The organism is Clostridium sp. CTA-5 (assembly GCF_054768135.1).
The window spans coordinates 151,172-170,419 of the sequence record NZ_BAAAAT010000002.1 but is presented as its reverse complement, the minus strand read 5'-3'; the positions used below and the strand labels follow the sequence as shown (position 1 = coordinate 170,419).

Sequence of the window (19,248 nt, the reverse complement as noted above, 5' to 3'; positions counted from 1 at the left end):
AATATGAAAGTAGTAGTGGTTGGTCTTGGAGTTATTGGTGGTTCATTTGCTATGGCATTGAAAGAATGTGGTTATGAAGATGTTTATGGGATAGATGTAGATAGAGAGACATTGATGAAAGCTAAAGATCTTAAATTAATAAAAGATGGATTTGTTGATGGAAAAGAAATTTTAAAAACAGCAGATTTAGTTGTAATTTCAATCTATCCTAAGCTTGTTAAGCAGTTTATTATAAGCAACATAGATAATTTTAAAGATGGAGCAATAATTACTGATGCTACTGGTATTAAAAAAATGTTTATTCAAGATATAATAGATGTACTTCCAGAAAATATAGATTTTATTTTTGGTCATCCTATGGCTGGAAGAGAAAAAAAGGGAATACATTTTGCTACAAATGATGTGTTTAAAGGAGCAAATTATATTCTAACCCCTATTAAGATAAATAAAGAAGAGAATTTAAAACTTATAGAAAGTTTAGCTTATAAAATAGGTTTTAAAAGAGTTAAAAGAATAACTCCAGAATATCATGATGAGATGATAGGTTTTACAAGTCAGCTTCCTCATGCTTTAGCTGTAGCTTTAATTAATAGTGATATAGAAGGAAGAGATACTGGGAGTTTCATTGGAGATAGTTATAGAGATTTAACTAGAATAGCTAACATAAACGAAAATTTGTGGAGTGAACTTTTCTTAGGAAATAAAGAAAATTTATTAAAGTGTATAGAGTCATTTGAAATAGAGCTAGATAAATTAAAAGATGCTATAAGAGATGATGATAAAGAATCTTTAAAAGAATTATTTATAAAATCAACTAAGAGGCGTGAAAAATTATAGACCTAATAAATCAACCTTTTGGTTGATTTATTTTTTTTGCTTTTTTCTATAATTATTTATATAGGGCGTATTAAAACATAGAGTGTTTATAAGTTGTTCTATTAATTTATTTTAATATTTAAGAAAGGATGAAAAATATGAATTCAATTTTATGTGTAAATAACTTAGATAAAAGCTATGGAGAAAAACATGTAGTACAAGAAATATCTTTTAAGGTAAATGAAGGAGAGATATTATGCTTTTTAGGACCAAATGGTGCAGGCAAAAGTACAACTATTAATATTCTTTGTGGAATTTTAGGATATGATGCTGGGGAGATTGATTATAAAGGCAGAGATGTTAAAGTGTGTTTAAATGAATTTAAAAAGCATTTAGGAGTTGTTCCACAAGAGTTAGCAATTTATGAGGATCTGAGTGCAGAACAGAATGTGAAATTTTTTGCATCATTATATGGATTAAGGGGAAAAGAGTTAGAAGATAAGGTAAGCAAAGCACTTGAGTTTGTAGGACTTTTAGAAAGAAGAAAAGATAAATCAAAGACTTTTTCTGGAGGAATGAAGAGAAGATTAAATATAGCATGCGCAATAGCACATGAACCAGAACTTGTGATTATGGATGAACCTACAGTAGGTATTGATCCTCAATCTAGAAATCATATTTTAAATTCAATTAAAAAGCTAAGCAAACAAGGGACAACTATTATTTACACAACTCATTATATGGAGGAAGTTGAGGAAATTTCAACGCGTATATTGATTATGGACAGTGGAAATATTATTGCAGAAGGTACAAAGGAGAGTCTTAAAGAAGAAATTTTTGATGATAGACAATTTATTTTAGAATTAGAGGATGATAAAAATATTAATATAGATTCTTTTTATGATATTGAAGGAATTAAAAAAGTGGAAAGGCAGTCAGAACAGTTAACAATTACTACACTAAAGAATGTTGAAAATTTAGAAAAGATTATTTCATTAGTGATATCAAGTAAAGCTAAAATTTTAAATTTATTTTGTAGGACAGCAAGTCTTGAAAATGTATTTTTACGTTTAACTGGTAAAAGCTTGAGAGATTAGGAGTTAGAGAGATGCGAAATTTATTATTAATAAGTAAAGAGGATTTTAAAAATTTAATTAAAAATCCTATGTGGGTATTTTATGGAACTGTATTTCCTATTTTATTTGTTTCAATACTAGGTTTTTTAAGCAAAGAAAGTTATGGAAGTGATGTGACATCATATGATTATTATGGGATTACTTTAATGATTTATTGTATTCTTAGTAGTGGAATGACTTCTGCCAATGCATTTATGGAGGAGAGAATTAGAAAGCCCAATATGCGTATTATTTATGCACCAGGAAATGTGAAGTCAATTTATATATCAAAAATAATATCATCTTTTGTATTTTCATGTTTATGTCATTTGTTTGATATGGTAGTACTTTATATAATGTATCATGTTCATATTAGTGTAACATTTGAAATCATAATTCTATTTACTTTAACAGAGCTTTTTTCAGTAGCTATAGGTGTTATGTTTTGTTGTATTTTCAAGACAGAAGCAATGGCAAATCAAATATTAGGGATGATAATTAATTTATTTGCTGTATTTGGAGGACTTTTGTTTCCAATGGATGGTTATGGAAAAGTAGTTCGTGGTATTAGTTATCTTTCACCAGCAAAATGGGTTATGAAAACAACATTTTCTATTATATATGATAACAATTTTTCAATGTTTTATATTACAGCATTAATTTTAATATTTGCAATTGTAGTAGTTTTTGTGATTTCTGATAAAACATTTAAAAAGGAGGATTGTATATGTTAGCAGTATTTTATAATAACTGGAGAAGGATATTAGCAGAAAAAGCTTATTTAATTGTTGCAATTGCACTTACCGTATGTGCAGTTACATCAGCGATTATACTAACTAATAAAATTCAGATAAAGGGAAATATTGCAGTCATATCAAAAGATTCTAATATAGAATTTATGAATTGTAATTATTTTAATATAACAAAATTGGACTCTGAGTTACCAAGATCTGAATTACTTCAAGATAGATATGATGCTGTAGTTACAATAAAAGATGATTCATATAGCATTGATACAATAAAAAGTGATGAATTCAAAGCAATGCTTGATGATGCATTAGAACATCCAGATACATTTATACCTAATATGGACACTTCAAGAAGAATTGGAACTAATATTATAGGATATATGATGATGTTTTTATTAATGCAGGGAGTGCTTTATGCAAGGTTTTTTGCAGAGGATAAGGAAAAGCATATGATAGAAAGAGTGGCTATGTCTCCAATATATTTTATAAAGTATTTACTTGGTCATTCATTTTTTATAATTTCAATAATATTTATTCCTTCATTTACAATTATTGCTTTTGCAAAAATTGCTGGAGTTGCAATTGGTTTTTCATTGCTTCAATATGCAGGATTGATATTAGTTCTAGGAATATTATCCACAGCATTTGCATTATTTTTAAATTCACTATTTTGTGTAGCAGATACTGCTAATATGCTTGGAAATTCAATAATTATTTTATCTTCTATACTTGCAGGCAGTTTTTATTCATTTACAAGAAAACAGACATTGTTTAATAAATTACTTCACATTATTCCACAAAAGGATTTTATTAATTTTGTAGATGCACTTGAAAAAGGAAATGTTTCTAAGAATATTGAATTACAGCTTATATATGTTATAGGACTTTCAGTTATATTATTTATTTTTGCTATTGTTAAGACTAGAAAAGATTATATATATCATGAATAATTATTTTTGATATGTACTAAGAGTAGTTTCGTTTGTTGCTTGTTCCTCAAACAAGTTGGTAACAATCAACAAATGAAATACTTATAATCAAGAAACATACACATTATCTTTTGATGTAACACTATAACTTTATTTCTATAAAGATTAAAATGTAAGCATATATATCATTACGTATAGAAACTTGTGGAATTATTCTGCATGATTATGTTAAAATTATACAATGCATAATATGAAAAGAATAATTTTAAGGAAAAATGAAATGGCATATTTAAGTGTTAGTAAAAAAATATCTCTAAAGTGAGGAGGTGGCAATTTGTGAAATATGAAATGCCTATTTTATCTATAAAACTAAAAATGCCACAACCAAGAAAAAATTATATTATAAGAAGAGAATTGTTTAATAAATTAGAAAATATAAAAGAATATACGGTTACTATTGTAAAGGCTGGTGCTGGATGTGGTAAGACTACTTTACTTTCAAGTTTTGTTAAGGAAACAAAGCTTGAAAATGTAAAATGGATTACATTAGATGAAAACACAGATCAAACTTTTGTTTTCTGGAATTATGTAATAGAAGTTTTAAATGACTATTTTGGAGATACAAAAGCAGATTTTCAAACTCTTTTTGATAGCAATATGCAGAAAGAGAATTTGTGGAAAATAATATCTCTTTTAGTTAATAAATTATCGATAAAAGAAGATATATTTTTAATAATTGATGATTTTCAAATGATTTCAGATTCTTTTCTTATTTCTACGATTAATTATTTTATTGAAAATATTTCAGAAAATCTACATTTAGTACTTCTTACAAGAGAAATACCAGAGATATACCTTGGGACACTTGCTATAGAAGGTAAGATAATGCTTATTGAGGAAGATTCCATTAAACTAACAGAAAAAGAAAGTATTGAATTTTTAACAGAGACATTGAAAATTGATAAAGATGAAGAAAAGATTAATGATATGATAGAAGCTTCAGAAGGATGGATAGGTGGACTCCAATTACTTGCAATAGCTTCAAAAGAAAAGATTAATGAAACAATGAAAACAATAAAACTGTCTAATCGTCTACTTGAGGATTATATTACAAAAGAAATTTTTGAATTTTTAACTCAAGAAGAACAAGATTTTTTGGTAGAAACATCAATTTTAAGATATTTCAGTGAAGAAATATGCGATAAATATCAACCCAAAATTGACTTTGACCGTATGATTGAGTCTATTTTGCAAAAGAATCTTTTTGTTATAAATATTGATGATAATTTAGGAGTTTATAGGTATCATTCTATTCTAGCTGAATATTTAAAAGGTATTTTTAATAAGTTTGATGATGATAAGAAAACATACTTACATAATTTTGCAGCAGATATTTATTATGAATTAGGAGATTATGAAGAAACTCTTAACCATCTATTTATTATTAAAGAATATGAAAAAATAATGGAACTAATTCTTAAAATGCCACAAACAGCATTGACATTTTCCTATATTATGAAAGTACCAATGGAGGAAATTATAAAAAATAAGGATTTTGCTTATCAATATTTTTTTTATTACTATGCTAGTTTTGATACAGAAGTATGTAAAAAAATATATAATTTTATTAATAAATATATGAAAAATGATAAAACATTTGCAGCATTTAAACATGCAGATATGTTTTTTAATTATAGATTGGAATTAGATAAGGTTAAGGTTCTTTCATTAAATCAAATTGATTCATTACCACTTAATCCTGTAACTACTGCATTCTTATTAATAAAGGAAGCTTATTTTTTATTTGCGTCTTCAAAGTATAAGGAATCAATAGAATACTTGAATTTTGCAAATGAAGTATATAAACAAACTGGAAATATTTATATTGGATTTTTTATACTTTCAGAAAAAGCACAAATTTGTGAGGATATAGGGGACTTAGATACATGTTTTAGTTTATATAAAGAAATGGAGTTAATGATTCCAAAGCTTAACTTAGTAGCAACTTGTTATTATATTGGTATTGCAGGAGCATATACCAAAAAACTTGCTCTTAACAAGACATTTGAGGCATTAGAAAAAGCAAAAGAATTATTAATTAATGATTCATCAGCAGTTAATTTTGCTTATCAATATACTTTAGCAGAATATTATTATTTGGTTGGAAATCATGAAATGACAGAAAAGATATTGACGGATATAATGCATAAGGAAATATTTAAGAATATTTATTTTTCTGCAAGACTTTTAAGATATCCGATTTGTCGCGATAATAATAAAAAATTGGCAAAACAATTTTTAAAGGAATATGAAGATGCTGATGATTCATTAAAGATAATGGAGTGTAATTTACTATATTCTATAATTCAATATGAAAATGCTAATATAGAAGAAGCAAAGAAACTTGTCAATGAGATTACTCAAAAAGCTAGAAAAATGCAGAATAAGTTAAAGATTATAGAGTGTGATTTATTTAAAATTCGTATGTTGTTAGATAGAGAAGGTAACAAAAATGATATTCAGAATATTTTTTTAGAAGCAGTTGCTTATGGAACAGAAAATGGACTTGCACTCCCGTTTTGGTTTGAAAAGAAAACAACTAATAAAGTAATGGCAGACATGGGTGCAGAATTAAAAAATAAACTTTCATCAGAAGAAATTGATTTTATTTCATGTATTTTAAATTCAGATTGTAAGAATGGGATAAAAGAAATAGAAAAAAATCAATATGATTTAACAGAACGAGAAAAAGAAGTTTTAAATGAATTAGCAAAAGGAAGCACTAATAAACAGATTGCAGAAAATCTATATATTTCACTATCAACTGTAAAATCTCATATTATAAATATTTATGGGAAACTTGGAGTAAATAATAGAGTGGCAGCAGTTAATAAAATCAAATATGATTTTAGAAAAATATAAATTAAAAAATGAGTGAATAATAGCAAGTTCAATATTATTTTCTATACAAGAACTCTTTGAAATTTCTGTAAAGCAATGATAGTTGGACTTGCTATTATTTTATAAAGATCATATGGATTTGTTAAGATTATAATTTATTATAGAATAATAAAGTTTATATCAGATTTAATTATTAATTATATTAAAAAATACTAAATATAATCTTTATTTTTACGCTTAAATTTTATAAATAATATAATATTATTTATAAGCTTTAAGGTATTTATTTTTATCTAGACCTACAAAACTATAATAATTGTTTATTACATTTAAGTATGGATTTACCATGCTATTTAATGATGAGTTTAAAAGTGGTTGTTCATATACCTCACTAATTTTATATGCAGTTTTATTGAAATTGGTGTTGGACAATTTTGGTTGTAATAAGTTCAGTTCTTCTTGTTTTGATTTAGTTGTTTTTGACTCTTTTGAAGTTGAATTACTAATAGACCAGCCACACTTGATCCAATTGCCATCTTCATCAAAAGTAAGGGGAGTTGATGTTGTTTTTTCTCCTGTTAAGCGTCGTATACATTCAGTTTGCTTAAATGCGCTAATATCACTTTTTATTACATTTTCAACTGATTTTAGTTGATTAGGATCATTTACCATTTTATTCAATAGATTACGTGGAATAATAACTAAATTGTTATCTCCAGAAACATTCATATTACCAAAAGACTCTTTTTGAACAGAGTTTTTATCATTTGGATCAGGAGTTACTGAAATACATATATTGTACTTTTGTGTTAAATTTTTTATGATATTTATAGTTTTTACATCTAATTGATTATTATCTACATTAGATAACAAATCACTAAAATTTGTAGTTATATTGTTATTTTGTAAATTTTCAATACTCATATCTGATTTTCTTAAATTGGTTAACTTTTGTATAAAATCTTGATTTAAACTCAAATTAATGTTTTCCATAAAGCGTTTCATTCCTTTCAATATAATTAATCTATAAAATTAATAAATTTATTTTTAAATATAATCAATTACAAATAATTTAAAAAAGTCTAATTTAATCCATAAATGGTTACTTATATTATATATCGTCCATTTTTAGAATTTCATTACACGTTTTCTAAGATATGTAATGAATTGTTTCGTTTATTTTGGCCACAGATTTATTGGGTTTTAGGAATATATATTTTGGGAGTACAGGTATATATGCATATGAAGATTCAATATAAATTTAAAAGATGTAATAAATGAAATAATATAAAAAAGCTATGGTTTAAAATAGTATTGACATTGTAGTATAAAATTCGAGTGGTATTGGAATTTATACTACAATATTAATTATTATTTAAAACATAGCTATTTATTTTGAATAGAATTCTTTACCTAAAATAAATACTTTTTTTATGTCAATATTATCATCAAATAATATTAAATCCCCATCGTAACCTTCTTTGATTAACCCTTTATGATCTGCTACTTTACAATGTTTAGCAGGATTAAATGATGCCATTTTTATGATTTCATTTAAAGGTAAATCAGAATTTTTATAGATGTTTCTAACAGCTTTATCAAGAGTTAAAACAGAACCAGCTAAAGAACCACTATTAACTCTAGCTACACCATTTTTTACTATAACCTCTTGTCCACCTAATGAGTATTTTCCATCAGGCATACAACATGCCATAATAGCGTCAGTTATTAATAAAACATTATCAGTTTCTTTTTGTTTATAAGCAATTCTTAATGCAGGATATGATACATGAACTCCATCAGCAATAGTTTCAGTTGTCATATTAGTATCAAATATAGCACCTATAATTCCGGGATTTCTATGATTAAAAGGTGGCATTGCATTAAAAAGATGTGTTGAATGAGATGCGCCACACTTTATTGCATCAATTGTTTCTTCATAGGTAGCTTTAGTATGCCCTAGTGAACATATAACATTATTTTTAGAAAGAAATTTAATTAACTCATTAGAACCATTAATTTCTGGTGCTAATGTAATTGAAATAACACAGTCTTCACAATCTTTAACCATAGATTTATAAGTAGAAATTGATGGAGGTAAAATATATTTTGGATTTTGAGCTCCAATTGCATTTGGATTTATAAAAGGTCCTTCTAAATGGACACCCAAAACATGAGCACCTTCAGCCCCATATTCTTTTAATGTTTTTATTACTCTCATAGATTTATTAATATCGTTTATTGATACTGTCATAGTGGTTGGTACAAAAGATGTTGTACCATGCTTAGCTATTATTTTTGAAATTGTATTAAGTGAATCTATTGTTCCATCCATAGTATCACATCCGCCAGCACCATGAATATGAACATCAATAAATCCAGGGGAAAGATATAATCCTTCTGCATCTATTATCTCATCATCAGTAAAATTAGATGGATTAATTTCTTTAATTTTACCATCTTTAATAAGAACAGAACCATTTTCTATCTTGTTTAAATAAATAATATTGCAATTTTTAATTAACATAAGAAAACCTCCTAATATTGTAAAATACAATTATATTTTAAAATAGTGTTGATATTGTGGTATAAAGCAAATTCCAATGCCTATTCGTTCTTATACTACAATATTAATGTTCATGTAAAACATAGGATAAAATAATATTAAAAATTTAATATGTATATGAAAAAAATTTAAAATAGATAAATATGTATTTTAAATTTTAGTAAATCTATAGAAATATTAAATGAGGTTATAATTATTTAAAGCAAAAATATAATTAAGTTAAAAGGGGGGATGTGTCATGTATTATTTTAATTTTATTTTATTAGCAATTATTTTGTCATTTTCAACTATATATGTATACAACATATTTGCTTTAAAAACTGCTGGAAAAGAAAATTTAAAGATTTCAAGTTTTTTTATATTATTCAGTTTACCGATAGCTTTATTTATACTTATAATTATGAGTTTATTTTTAAAATTAGCAAACTGGACATTACCAGTTAATATTTCTGCTTATAAAATTTTTATAATATCATTTGTAAGTGTATTTATAATCTTTATTGGAGAATTTATTATAAAAATATTTTTATCTAGTATAATAAGTCGATATTTAAATAAAAAATATAAGAATAATACTCTATCAGAGCATCAAATGCTTGAGATAATATCAGAAAAACATAGCATTATAGAGATATTTAAAATTATTTTAATGTTTTTAATGAGTTGCGTTGTATATAGTATATTATTTAAATTATTAAACTTATTAACTTCAATAAGCTTGATAACAATATCATCTTTACTTACTAGTATAATCTATTTTTTTATGTTTAGAAGTAAAAAAATAATTTAAAAAATATTTTATTTCAAAATATTGACAGTTCAATTGTAAAGGATTAACATTGAGGTATGGTAATTACCAATTGGTAAAAATTTAACTGGTATTTATAGGAGGGGTGAGAAATGCCAAATATATTATTAACAAGAATTGACAACCGGTTAGTGCATGGTCAAGTTGGAGTAACTTGGGTAAATCATTTAGGAGCTAATTTACTTGTAGTAGCAAATGATGAGGTTGCCAAAGACCCTATTCAACAAAATTTAATGGAAATGGTTATTCCAGATACAATAGGGATAAGGTTTTTCTCAATACAAAAGACTATAAAAATAATAAACAAAGCAGCGCCAAGACAATTGATTTTTTTAGTCTGTAAGACACCACAAGATGCAGTTAGATTAGTAGAAGGCGGTGTTCCTATTAAAAAGATAAATATAGGAAATTTACATTTTAGTGAAGGTAAAAAACAAATTTCATCAACAGTTTCTATAGATGAAAATGATATACAAGCATTTAGAAGACTTAAAGAATTGGGAATTGAATTAGAAATAAGAAGAGTACCTGATGAAGCAATAGATGAAGATATTTATAAACACATATAACCCTGTAGAATTAAGAAATTATTTTTATTATGAAAAATATATTAATGAAGGAGGAAACTCATGTTTGTTAAAGCTTTATTAATTGCGATTTGGGCAGGTATTGCAGGAATAGATTTATATGATGGATTAACTCACATACACAGACCAATAGTAACAGGACTTGTAGTTGGTTTAATTTTAGGAGATGTACAAACTGGACTTATAGTTGGAGCTGCATTAGAACTTGTTTTTATGGGAATGGTTCCACTTGCAGGAGCTCAACCTCCAAATGTAGTTATTGGGGGTATTATTGGAACAAGTATAGCTATTTTAGGTAAATTAGAACCCCAAGCGGCTGTTGGAGTAGCGATACCATTTGCTGTAGCTGTACAAGCTGCTATAACATTTATTTTTACAGCATTTTCATTCTTTATGCACAAAGCTGATACTTATGCAGAAAATGCAGATACACAAGGGATAGATAAAATTAATTATATGGGAATGCTTTGTTTATTTGTATTTTATTTTATTATTGCATTTTTACCAATATTCTTTGGAGCAGACAGAGCTGCAGACATTGTAAGCGCAGTTCCACAATGGATTATTGAAGGATTAAAAGTAGCTGGTGGAGTAATGCCTGCAATTGGATTTGCAATGTTATTAAAGATTATGTTAAAGAAAGAATATATGGCGTTTCTTATTATTGGTTTCTTATTTGTAACATATGGTCATATTTCAATCTTGGGATTAGCTTTAGTTGGATTAAGTATAGCATTATATGATTATTATTCAGCTAGTAATAAGCAAACAGTTAAAGTGGTAGAGGAGGAATATGAAGATGGAATCTAATGTAGTATATAAGGATCCGAGTCCTAAAAAGGTACTTACTAATAAAGATTTAAATCATATGGTTTGGCGTTCACTTTTTCTACAAGCATCATTTAATTATGAAAGAATGCAAGGTTGTGGATGGCTTTATGGGTTAATACCAGGTTTAAAGAAAATTCACACTAATAAAGAAGATCTTTCTCAAGCAATGAAAGATCACATGGAATTTTTTAATACTCACCCATTTTTAGTAACTTTTATTATGGGTTTGATATTGGCAATGGAAGAAAACAAAGAAGATAGAAATACAATTAGGGCGATAAAAGTTGCTACTATGGGACCTTTAGGTGGTATTGGAGATGCATTATTCTGGTTAACAGCTTTGCCAATTTGTGTTGGTATAGGCGCATCAATGGCTATGGAAGGAAATGTTGCAGGACCTATAGTTTTCTTGATAATGTTTAATACACTACATTTCTTTTTAAGATTCTTTTTAATGAATTATGGATATAAGACAGGAGTTAAAGCACTTTCATCATTAAAAGAACAAACTAAAAAAATATCTCATGCAGCATCAATATTAGGATTAACAGTTGTTGGTGGATTAATAGCATCAATGGTTAATTTAAAAACAACAATGGTAATTTCAGTAGGTTCTGCAAAAGGTGATTCAGCAATAAAATTACAAGAAGGTGTTTTAGATCAAGTAATGCCTAACATGTTAGCTTTAGGTTATACATTTTTAATGTATAAGTTATTGAAGAAAGGATATTCACCAATTAAATTAATAGTAATTACAATTGCATTAGGATTAATTGCAAAATTCATAGAACATGTTACACATTTCCCTATACTATAATATATAAATTTTTAAAGTTTCGGGTGGAGTTTTAACTCCATCTGAACTTTTCAAATACTTAAAATAATTATTAAAAGTAGTATGTATAAATTATTATCAATGATAAAAGGTAATTTCTATAATTAATAATAATATGTTATAATTATGAAAAAATAGATTAAATTGTAAAGAGGTATACTTAAATGAATAAAATTGATAAAAACTCTAAGATTCCATTATATGTACAACTAATGGATATTCTTATTAATCAAATAGAGAATTATATGGAAGAAAGTGATCAATTAGATTCTGAAAGAGAGATTTGTGAAAAATATGGTGTTAGTAGAACAACTGTAAGACAAGCATTGGATGAATTAGAAAAACAAAAATATATATATAAAGTTCATGGAAAAGGAAATTTTATATCATCAAGAAGATTTGAACAAGAGTTAATAAAAGTTTATTCATTTACTGATGAAATGAGAAAATTAGGTAAAAAACCTGTATCTAAATTATTAAATTTTGAAATTGCAGAACCAGGTAGTAAAATATCAAGAAAATTAAAAATAAAAGAAAATGAACTGGTATATAAAATAACAAGAATAAGAATAGCAGATGATATTCCAATGATATATGAAGTAACATATTTACCATATGAGAAATTTAACGGAATGACCAAAAAAGATTTAGAAGAAAATCCTATGTATGAAATTTTTAAAAGAAATTTTAATGTTCATATAACGTCGGCAGAAGAAGCACTTGAAAGTGTTTTAATAAATAAATTAGAAAGTATTTATTTAGATGTATCACAAGGTCAACCAGGATTGAAAATTGAAAGAACAACATATGAAAATAAGCAAGTTATTGAATATACATTAAGTATTGCAAGAGGAGATAAATTTAAATATAGAGTGTGTTTAAAAAACTAATAAAAATTTTATAGAAACTGGTAATGATGACGTATCCAGTGAAGGAGGGCATTATGATTTTTGGAAAAACTATTGAAGAATTAGAAAAATTAAATTCAATAAATACAGCAAAAGAAATAAGACAACAACCTCGTTTGTGGAAAGAAACATATACGATGATTTATGATAAAAGAGATAAAATTAAATCATTTTTTAATAAAAATATATCAAAGAATACAAGAATAATATTAACAGGTGCAGGGACTTCAGATTATGTAGGACATACTGTTCTATTAGAATTAAAAAGCAAAGTAAATGCACGAATTGAAGCTATTGCTACTACTGATTTAGTATCAAACCCTAATCAATATATAGAAAAAGATACACAAACTATTTTAGTGTCTTATGCAAGATCAGGAAATTCACCAGAAAGTGTTGGAGCATATGATTTATTTGAAGAGAATGTTACTAATATATCACAAGTGGTAATTACCTGTAATGAAGATGGGGAATTAGCTAAAAAGGCTATTAAAAATAATAAGAATTTAGTATTGTTTATGCCAGAAGAATCAAATGATAAAGGGTTTGCGATGACAAGTTCTTTTAGCTCTATGTTATTAGCGACAGTATTAATGTTTAATATAGATAATATAGAGAAGAATAGAGAATTTGTTGATTTAATATCAGAACAAGCAGAATATATTTTAGAGAATAAGTGGACTGATGTTTATGACTTGGTTAATTATGAAAGCAATAGAGTTGTTTATTTAGGATCAGGAATATTAAAGGGTTTAGCTCAAGAGATGGCACTAAAAAGTTTAGAACTCACAAGTGGTAAAATAGTAACAATATTTGAATCTGTTATGGGCTTTAGACATGGTCCTAAGTCAATAATTAATGATGATACTTTGGTTATTATTATGAATTCTATAGATAAATATACTAACCTTTATGATTTAGATTTAATAAATGAAATATATAATGATTCTGGAAATCATAAGCTTGCAGTAATAAGTTATGAAAAGAATGAAAAATTAAAAAATATGTGTAATAAATATATAGAGATCGATGGTAAAAATGTACCAGAAATTTATACAGTGTTTAATTATATGTTATTTGGACAAATGTTCGGATTATTTAATTCAATAAAACTTAAAGTATCTCCAGATAATCCAAGACCAGATGGTACTGTTAATAGAGTTGTTAAAGGAGTACACATTCACAAACAAAATTTTTAGATTTTAATTTATATAATTTTTGCATATATTTTAAGCGAATGTTGATATTATAGTTAAAGCTCATGGACAGAACTGAAATATGAAACTCGACTCATATGTATTCGCTGAGTAAGTTCGAGGAACAAAATATAAAATTTTGACTCTCACTTAAGAATTGTAGAATGAACATTAGTCCAATTAATGCATGTTCCCAATCAAAGATTGCTGACAAGCAATTAATTAGACAAACCTTCATTAACAATTCTAAAAAGCAAATTCCAATGTCAGTTCGCTCTATACTATAATATCAACACTGTTTTAAAACATACCTTGATTTTAAAGATATAAATTAAATAAATATGGTGATAGGGGGAAATAGCAATGATAGGATTGATTATTGTTGGACATGGGATTTTCCCGACAGGAATACTTAGTTCAGTAAAATTAATTGCAGGAGAACAAAAAGGGGTTATAGGAGTAAATTTTGAATCTGGACAAGGCTTGGGTGTGTTAAAAAAAAATATTGGAAAGGCTATTGATAATCTTAATACAGATGAAGTATTAATTTTAGCAGATTTAGCAGGAGGTTCACCTTTTAATGTATCTGTTATTATTAGTGAAAATAGAAAAGATAAAAAAATTAGAGTTATATCTGGAGTAAACTTACCTATGGTATTAGAGGCATCTTTATTAAGGAATGATTATACGATGGAAAAATTAGTTGAAGCTATTAAAACTGCTGCAACTATAGGAATTAGAGAATATAAGAAAAAAGAAATAAAAGAATCTGTAGAAATTTGTGATGGAATATAAATGTTGGTAAAGTTGGATTTAACTTATAAGAAAGGAGATATGTTATGCATAAAATACTTTCAACAAAGCAAATGTTATTAAAAGCACAAAAAGAAGGATATGCTGTACCTGCTTTTAATATACACAACTTAGAAACATTACAAGTAGTTGTTGATACAGCTATGAAAATGAGATCGCCTGTAATTATAGCAGGAACTCCATCTACAATAGAATATGCAGGTGGGGCTTATATAGAAGCGATGGCAGAGGTGGCAGCAAAAAAATATGATATACCTATAGCTATTCACTTAGATCATTTTGAAGATATAAATGAAATAAAGAAAAATATTGATATTGGATTCAGATCATGTATGATTGATGCATCTAAAGAAGAATTTGAAATTAATATTGCAAAGGTAAAAGAAGTAGTGGAATATGCACATAAATATGATGCTACTGTTGAAGCAGAACTTGGAAAACTTGGAGGTAAAGAAGATAACTTAATAGTAGATGAAAAAGATGCAATGTATACAGATCCAGATGATGCAGTAGAATTTATAAAAAGGACAGGTGTAGATTCTTTAGCGGTAGCAATAGGAACAGCACATGGGCTATATAAAGGTGAAGCAAAGTTAGATTTTGAAAGACTAAAAGAAATAAGAAATAAAGTAAGTGTGCCTTTAGTATTGCATGGAGCATCAGATGTTCCAGATGAATTAGTTAAAAAGGCAATTTCACTTGGAATATGTAAAGTTAATATAGCTACAGATTTAAAAATACCTTTTTCAGATGCTGTTAAAGAATACTTTAAAATAAATCCAAAGGCAAATGATCCAAGAAAATATATGACTCCAGGAAAAGAAGCAATGAGAAAAATAGTAGAACACAAAATAGAAGTTTGTGGAAGTGCCAATAGATATTGAGGTAGATGCTATGTTTTAAGTGAAATGTTGATATATACAATGCCACTTTGCCTATTGTATATATCAACGTATACTTAAATATAGAGCAATAAATGGATTTTATTAAAAAAGGAGCAAAATAATATGATATTAGTTATAAATCTTAATGCTTCTATAGATAAAAGATATGAAATTGAGGATATAAAAAAAGGCCAAGTAATGAGGGCAAGATATGTGGAAAATACTCCTGGTGGTAAAGGAATTCATGTTGCAAATATAGCAACTATATTAAAGGAAGATTGTATAGTGACAGGATTACTTGGGGGGAAGAATGGAGAATTTATCGAAGAGAAGCTTAATGCTTATGGGATAAAGAATGATTTTATAAAAATAAACGGAGATACAAGAGAGTGTTTAGCATTTATTACAGATGATCTTGTTCAAACAGAAATACTTGAACCAGGTCCAGTGGTAACCAAAAGAGAGCAAGAACACTTTTTAAATAAATATAATGAATTACTTGAAAAGGCTAATGTAATTGTAGCATCTGGAAGTATTCCAAGGAATGTACCTAAAAATTTTTATAGAAAGCTAATAGAATTTGCTAATATTAAAGGAAAGAAATTTTTATTAGATGCTAGTGGAGAAGCATTAAAAGAAGGTATAGAGGGAAAACCATATTTTATTAAGCCTAATAAAGATGAAATAGAAGCTTTAACAGGTAGAGAAATTTTATGTGAAGAAGATGCTATAAGAGAAATTAAATTTTTACAAGATAAGGGGATAAAATTTATTGCATTATCTTTAGGTGAAAAGGGATCGATTATTGGATTTGAAGAAAGGTTTTATAAAGTAACTATTCCTAAAGTTAATGTTGTAAACCCAGTTGGTTCAGGCGATGCTTATGTAGGAGGGATAGCAGTAGCAATTCAAAGAGAAGATGATATTATAAATATTTTAAAATTAGCATCAGCTTGTGGAACCTCAAATGCAATGGAAAAAGAAACAGGATTTATAAAAAAATCTGTAGTGGATGATTTATTTAATAAAATTATTATAGAAGAAATATAATATTTTATTATTAAAAACATAGCTATGTTTTTAGTTTAGGTTGATATTATAGATAAAGCTCATGGACAGAGGGATTTACTATGATATCAATAATACTTTAAAATATAGTCTAAAAAATAAATTATAAAGAGTACCTTACCCATTTTATATAAATAAAGGTGAAAATCTCAAATACATAAATATGTTTTTAAGATTTTCACCTTTTTAATTTTATATTAATTTATAGTGTTTTTGAAACTTTAATGTCTCATAAAGTTTATTATTTTTAAATACCTTTATGTTTTTCGTTAGCTAATCCTCTTTCAGCTAAAATTTCATAAATAGTTTTTGAGGTAGTATCTTCTAATGAATATCCTAACAAAGAAACAATCTCATTTAATTTATTTTCAGAATTTGTTTCAATTTCAATGTAAGGAAAAGGGCAAAAAGATTTATCATTTATATCTATTTCAACTAATGAATCTTTTATTTTATAGCTTTCACGATATTTTTTATTTGATTCTTTTAATATTAATCCAAGAGATTTAAAAATTCCTTCAGCCATTTTTTTATTATCTACTATTACTTCATTTTCTTCCATAACTTTAAATCTATCTTGAGATAACATCTTTTTAGTAGTCATGTAATATACAACTTTATTATTAAGGTTATCATTAACAGTTCTTATACGGGCATATCCTTTCTTACTTAGAAGTCTTCCGTCTTCAAAGTCATATATGTCATTAACTTGATCTTCTTTTTTAACATTTTCTGCACCATGAGATAAAAGTATCTTTCTTATATTATCAACGTCAATATCAACAATTCTAGTTTCTAATTCTTGCATATATAATTCCTCCAGTAAAAAAATTTAGGTATAATTATTAAACCTAAGTAATTTAATGTTATAATATAATTCTTGAAATTGCTAGTGTCTTAATTAGTGTTTTGAGCTTTTTTATTCTTTAGAAAATTATATATTTTAAAATCTGTGGATAACTTCTAGAATATCTTGTTTTGGAGGTATTATAAGTATCACCTAAAGAATAAAAAATAATCATATGACGCACCATTATTCCCGCACTATGTTTGGAACGGGTGCATGGCTAAAAAAACCGACGCTCCACAGTCATTTAGCGATTTTTTTATAATCAATAAATTGTATAATATTTAAGGAAACGGATATGTTTTTATAAATATAGGTAATTAGGTAATAAAGGAGAAAAATATGGAATACATAAGTGAGATAAATATAAATGAAGCAGTTATACATATATTGGATAAAAATGGTTCAGAACCTGTATTAAATGAATATAGCTTAGAGTTAAATGAGGATATATATAAATTTTTATATAAGCATGTAGAGAAATGCTTAAAGGATGAAGAACTTAAGTATGGTGCATTTATTCAGGGTACTAACACTGTGAAAGAATGTGTTCAAGATTATTTAAATGGTATAGATAATGATTTGATATCTATTTCAAAAAAATTAGCTAGACAGTTATTTGCTGTAATGCAAATGGATGAAAATATTCCATCATGTGATTTAATTGTTATATCTTTAATTACAGATAAAGGGCCAATGATTGGAATTTTAAAGATGGATTATATTAAAAATTTCACCCATGAAATTCAATTTATAGATGAAAAAATAGGAATAGGAATAGTACCACAATCAGCAGGTCTTCCAGGAAGCAGTCAAAAAATACAAAAGGCAGCATTTATAAAACCTATCAGGGAAGATGAAAGATATAATTTAATGATATTAGATAAGGAAAAAAGAAGCAAAGAAGAACAAGAAATGGGAATAAACTATTTCTTAAATGATTTTTTATATGCTAAGTTAATAATTAATGAAAGAGATATGACCAAAACATTTTTAAAAGCTACTGAAGATTGGACTAGAAAAAATATAGAAAATGATGCTGAAAAAGCAGAGAAAATTAGGACTACAGTTAAAAGTAAATTAAAAGAAGAGGATAGTATAAATATAGATGATTTATCAAAGGAACTTTTTACAGAACATCCTCAAGTAAAAGAAGACTTTTCTAATTTTGTTAAAGCACAGGGTTTAGACCAAGAAGTTTTAGTTGATAAGACTTGGGTAGAGAAAAAGCTTAAAAGAGTTAGATTAAATATAGATAAACAAATTGATTTATATATCAATGAAGAAACATATCATGATGATAGTAAATTTGAGATTCAGAGAAATGGTGATGGAACTATAAATTTAGTAGTTAAAAATGTTATGAATTATATAGAAAAGTAAGTTTATATTTTA

General features: G+C 26.5%; 18 protein-coding genes. 15 read left to right on the top strand and 3 right to left on the bottom strand.

Going from position 1 to position 19,248, the window contains the following annotated elements; translation table 11 throughout:
* Positions 1-3: 3 nt before the first annotated feature.
* The 5 genes from ACYUET_RS06095 (at position 4) to ACYUET_RS06075 (ending at position 6,531) form a co-directional block, all read left to right on the top strand.
* Entirely contained in the window at positions 4-837 is an 834-nt protein-coding gene (locus tag ACYUET_RS06095) for a prephenate dehydrogenase (RefSeq protein ID WP_460278420.1), read from the top strand.
* A 137-nt stretch (positions 838-974) separates the two neighbouring features.
* Complete coding sequence (locus ACYUET_RS06090) at positions 975-1,913, top strand: ABC transporter ATP-binding protein (protein WP_460278419.1); 939 nt, start codon at positions 975-977, stop codon at positions 1,911-1,913.
* An 11-nt stretch (positions 1,914-1,924) separates the two neighbouring features.
* Positions 1,925-2,665, top strand: coding sequence for an ABC transporter permease (locus ACYUET_RS06085; RefSeq protein ID WP_460278418.1), 741 nt, complete (start codon positions 1,925-1,927; stop codon positions 2,663-2,665).
* Positions 2,659-3,630 (top strand): ABC transporter permease, encoded by a 972-nt coding sequence (locus ACYUET_RS06080; protein ID WP_460278417.1) that lies wholly within the window; start codon positions 2,659-2,661, stop codon positions 3,628-3,630. Before ACYUET_RS06085 ends, ACYUET_RS06080 begins: the two co-directional genes overlap by 7 nt.
* 315 nt (positions 3,631-3,945) lie before the next feature.
* The gene (locus tag ACYUET_RS06075) at positions 3,946-6,531 is read left to right on the top strand and encodes a helix-turn-helix transcriptional regulator (RefSeq protein WP_460278416.1); all 2,586 of its coding nucleotides are present in this window, start codon (positions 3,946-3,948) and stop codon (positions 6,529-6,531) included.
* 240 nt (positions 6,532-6,771) lie between these two features.
* On the opposite strand, the gene ACYUET_RS06070 is transcribed toward ACYUET_RS06075, so the two are convergent.
* Entirely contained in the window at positions 6,772-7,503 is a 732-nt protein-coding gene (locus tag ACYUET_RS06070; protein ID WP_460278415.1) for a DUF6033 family protein, read from the bottom strand.
* A gap of 397 nt (positions 7,504-7,900) precedes the next feature.
* On the bottom strand, positions 7,901-9,037 hold the full coding sequence (gene nagA / locus ACYUET_RS06065; protein WP_460278414.1) for an N-acetylglucosamine-6-phosphate deacetylase: 1,137 nt from the start codon (positions 9,035-9,037) through the stop codon (positions 7,901-7,903).
* Positions 9,038-9,314: 277 nt separating this feature from the next.
* Between nagA and ACYUET_RS06060 the strand changes: the two genes are divergently transcribed.
* The 9 genes from ACYUET_RS06060 to ACYUET_RS06020 all read left to right on the top strand — a co-directional run bounded on the left by ACYUET_RS06060 (position 9,315) and on the right by ACYUET_RS06020 (position 16,988).
* The gene (locus ACYUET_RS06060; protein ID WP_460278413.1) at positions 9,315-9,866 is read left to right on the top strand and encodes a hypothetical protein; all 552 of its coding nucleotides are present in this window, start codon (positions 9,315-9,317) and stop codon (positions 9,864-9,866) included.
* 110 nt (positions 9,867-9,976) lie between these two features.
* On the top strand, positions 9,977-10,453 hold the full coding sequence (agaV, locus tag ACYUET_RS06055; RefSeq protein ID WP_460278412.1) for a PTS N-acetylgalactosamine transporter subunit IIB: 477 nt from the start codon (positions 9,977-9,979) through the stop codon (positions 10,451-10,453).
* A gap of 60 nt (positions 10,454-10,513) precedes the next feature.
* Positions 10,514-11,281, top strand: coding sequence for a PTS N-acetylgalactosamine transporter subunit IIC (gene agaW / locus ACYUET_RS06050; RefSeq protein WP_460278411.1), 768 nt, complete (start codon positions 10,514-10,516; stop codon positions 11,279-11,281).
* Positions 11,271-12,119: a PTS system mannose/fructose/sorbose family transporter subunit IID gene (locus tag ACYUET_RS06045; protein ID WP_460278410.1), complete on the top strand. Its 849-nt coding sequence runs from the start codon at positions 11,271-11,273 to the stop codon at positions 12,117-12,119. The genes agaW and ACYUET_RS06045 overlap by 11 nt, the downstream gene beginning before the upstream one ends.
* Before the next feature lie 182 nt (positions 12,120-12,301).
* On the top strand, positions 12,302-13,027 hold the full coding sequence (locus ACYUET_RS06040) for a GntR family transcriptional regulator (protein ID WP_460278409.1): 726 nt from the start codon (positions 12,302-12,304) through the stop codon (positions 13,025-13,027).
* A 53-nt stretch (positions 13,028-13,080) separates the two neighbouring features.
* Positions 13,081-14,244 (top strand): SIS domain-containing protein, encoded by a 1,164-nt coding sequence (locus ACYUET_RS06035; RefSeq protein WP_460278408.1) that lies wholly within the window; start codon positions 13,081-13,083, stop codon positions 14,242-14,244.
* A 360-nt stretch (positions 14,245-14,604) separates the two neighbouring features.
* Complete coding sequence (locus ACYUET_RS06030) at positions 14,605-15,036, top strand: PTS sugar transporter subunit IIA (RefSeq protein ID WP_460278407.1); 432 nt, start codon at positions 14,605-14,607, stop codon at positions 15,034-15,036.
* 44 nt (positions 15,037-15,080) lie between these two features.
* Positions 15,081-15,938, top strand: a complete 858-nt coding sequence (locus ACYUET_RS06025) for a tagatose bisphosphate family class II aldolase (protein ID WP_460278406.1) — start codon at positions 15,081-15,083, stop codon at positions 15,936-15,938.
* A gap of 123 nt (positions 15,939-16,061) precedes the next feature.
* Positions 16,062-16,988 (top strand): 1-phosphofructokinase family hexose kinase, encoded by a 927-nt coding sequence (locus ACYUET_RS06020; RefSeq protein ID WP_460278405.1) that lies wholly within the window; start codon positions 16,062-16,064, stop codon positions 16,986-16,988.
* Positions 16,989-17,253: 265 nt separating this feature from the next.
* Here the strand turns inward: ACYUET_RS06020 and ACYUET_RS06015 are convergent, their stop codons facing one another.
* Positions 17,254-17,814: a class IV adenylate cyclase gene (locus ACYUET_RS06015; RefSeq protein WP_460278404.1), complete on the bottom strand. Its 561-nt coding sequence runs from the start codon at positions 17,812-17,814 to the stop codon at positions 17,254-17,256.
* 381 nt (positions 17,815-18,195) lie between these two features.
* Between ACYUET_RS06015 and ACYUET_RS06010 the strand changes: the two genes are divergently transcribed.
* Entirely contained in the window at positions 18,196-19,236 is a 1,041-nt protein-coding gene (locus tag ACYUET_RS06010; RefSeq protein ID WP_460278403.1) for a nucleoid-associated protein, read from the top strand.
* Positions 19,237-19,248: the final 12 nt, after the last annotated feature.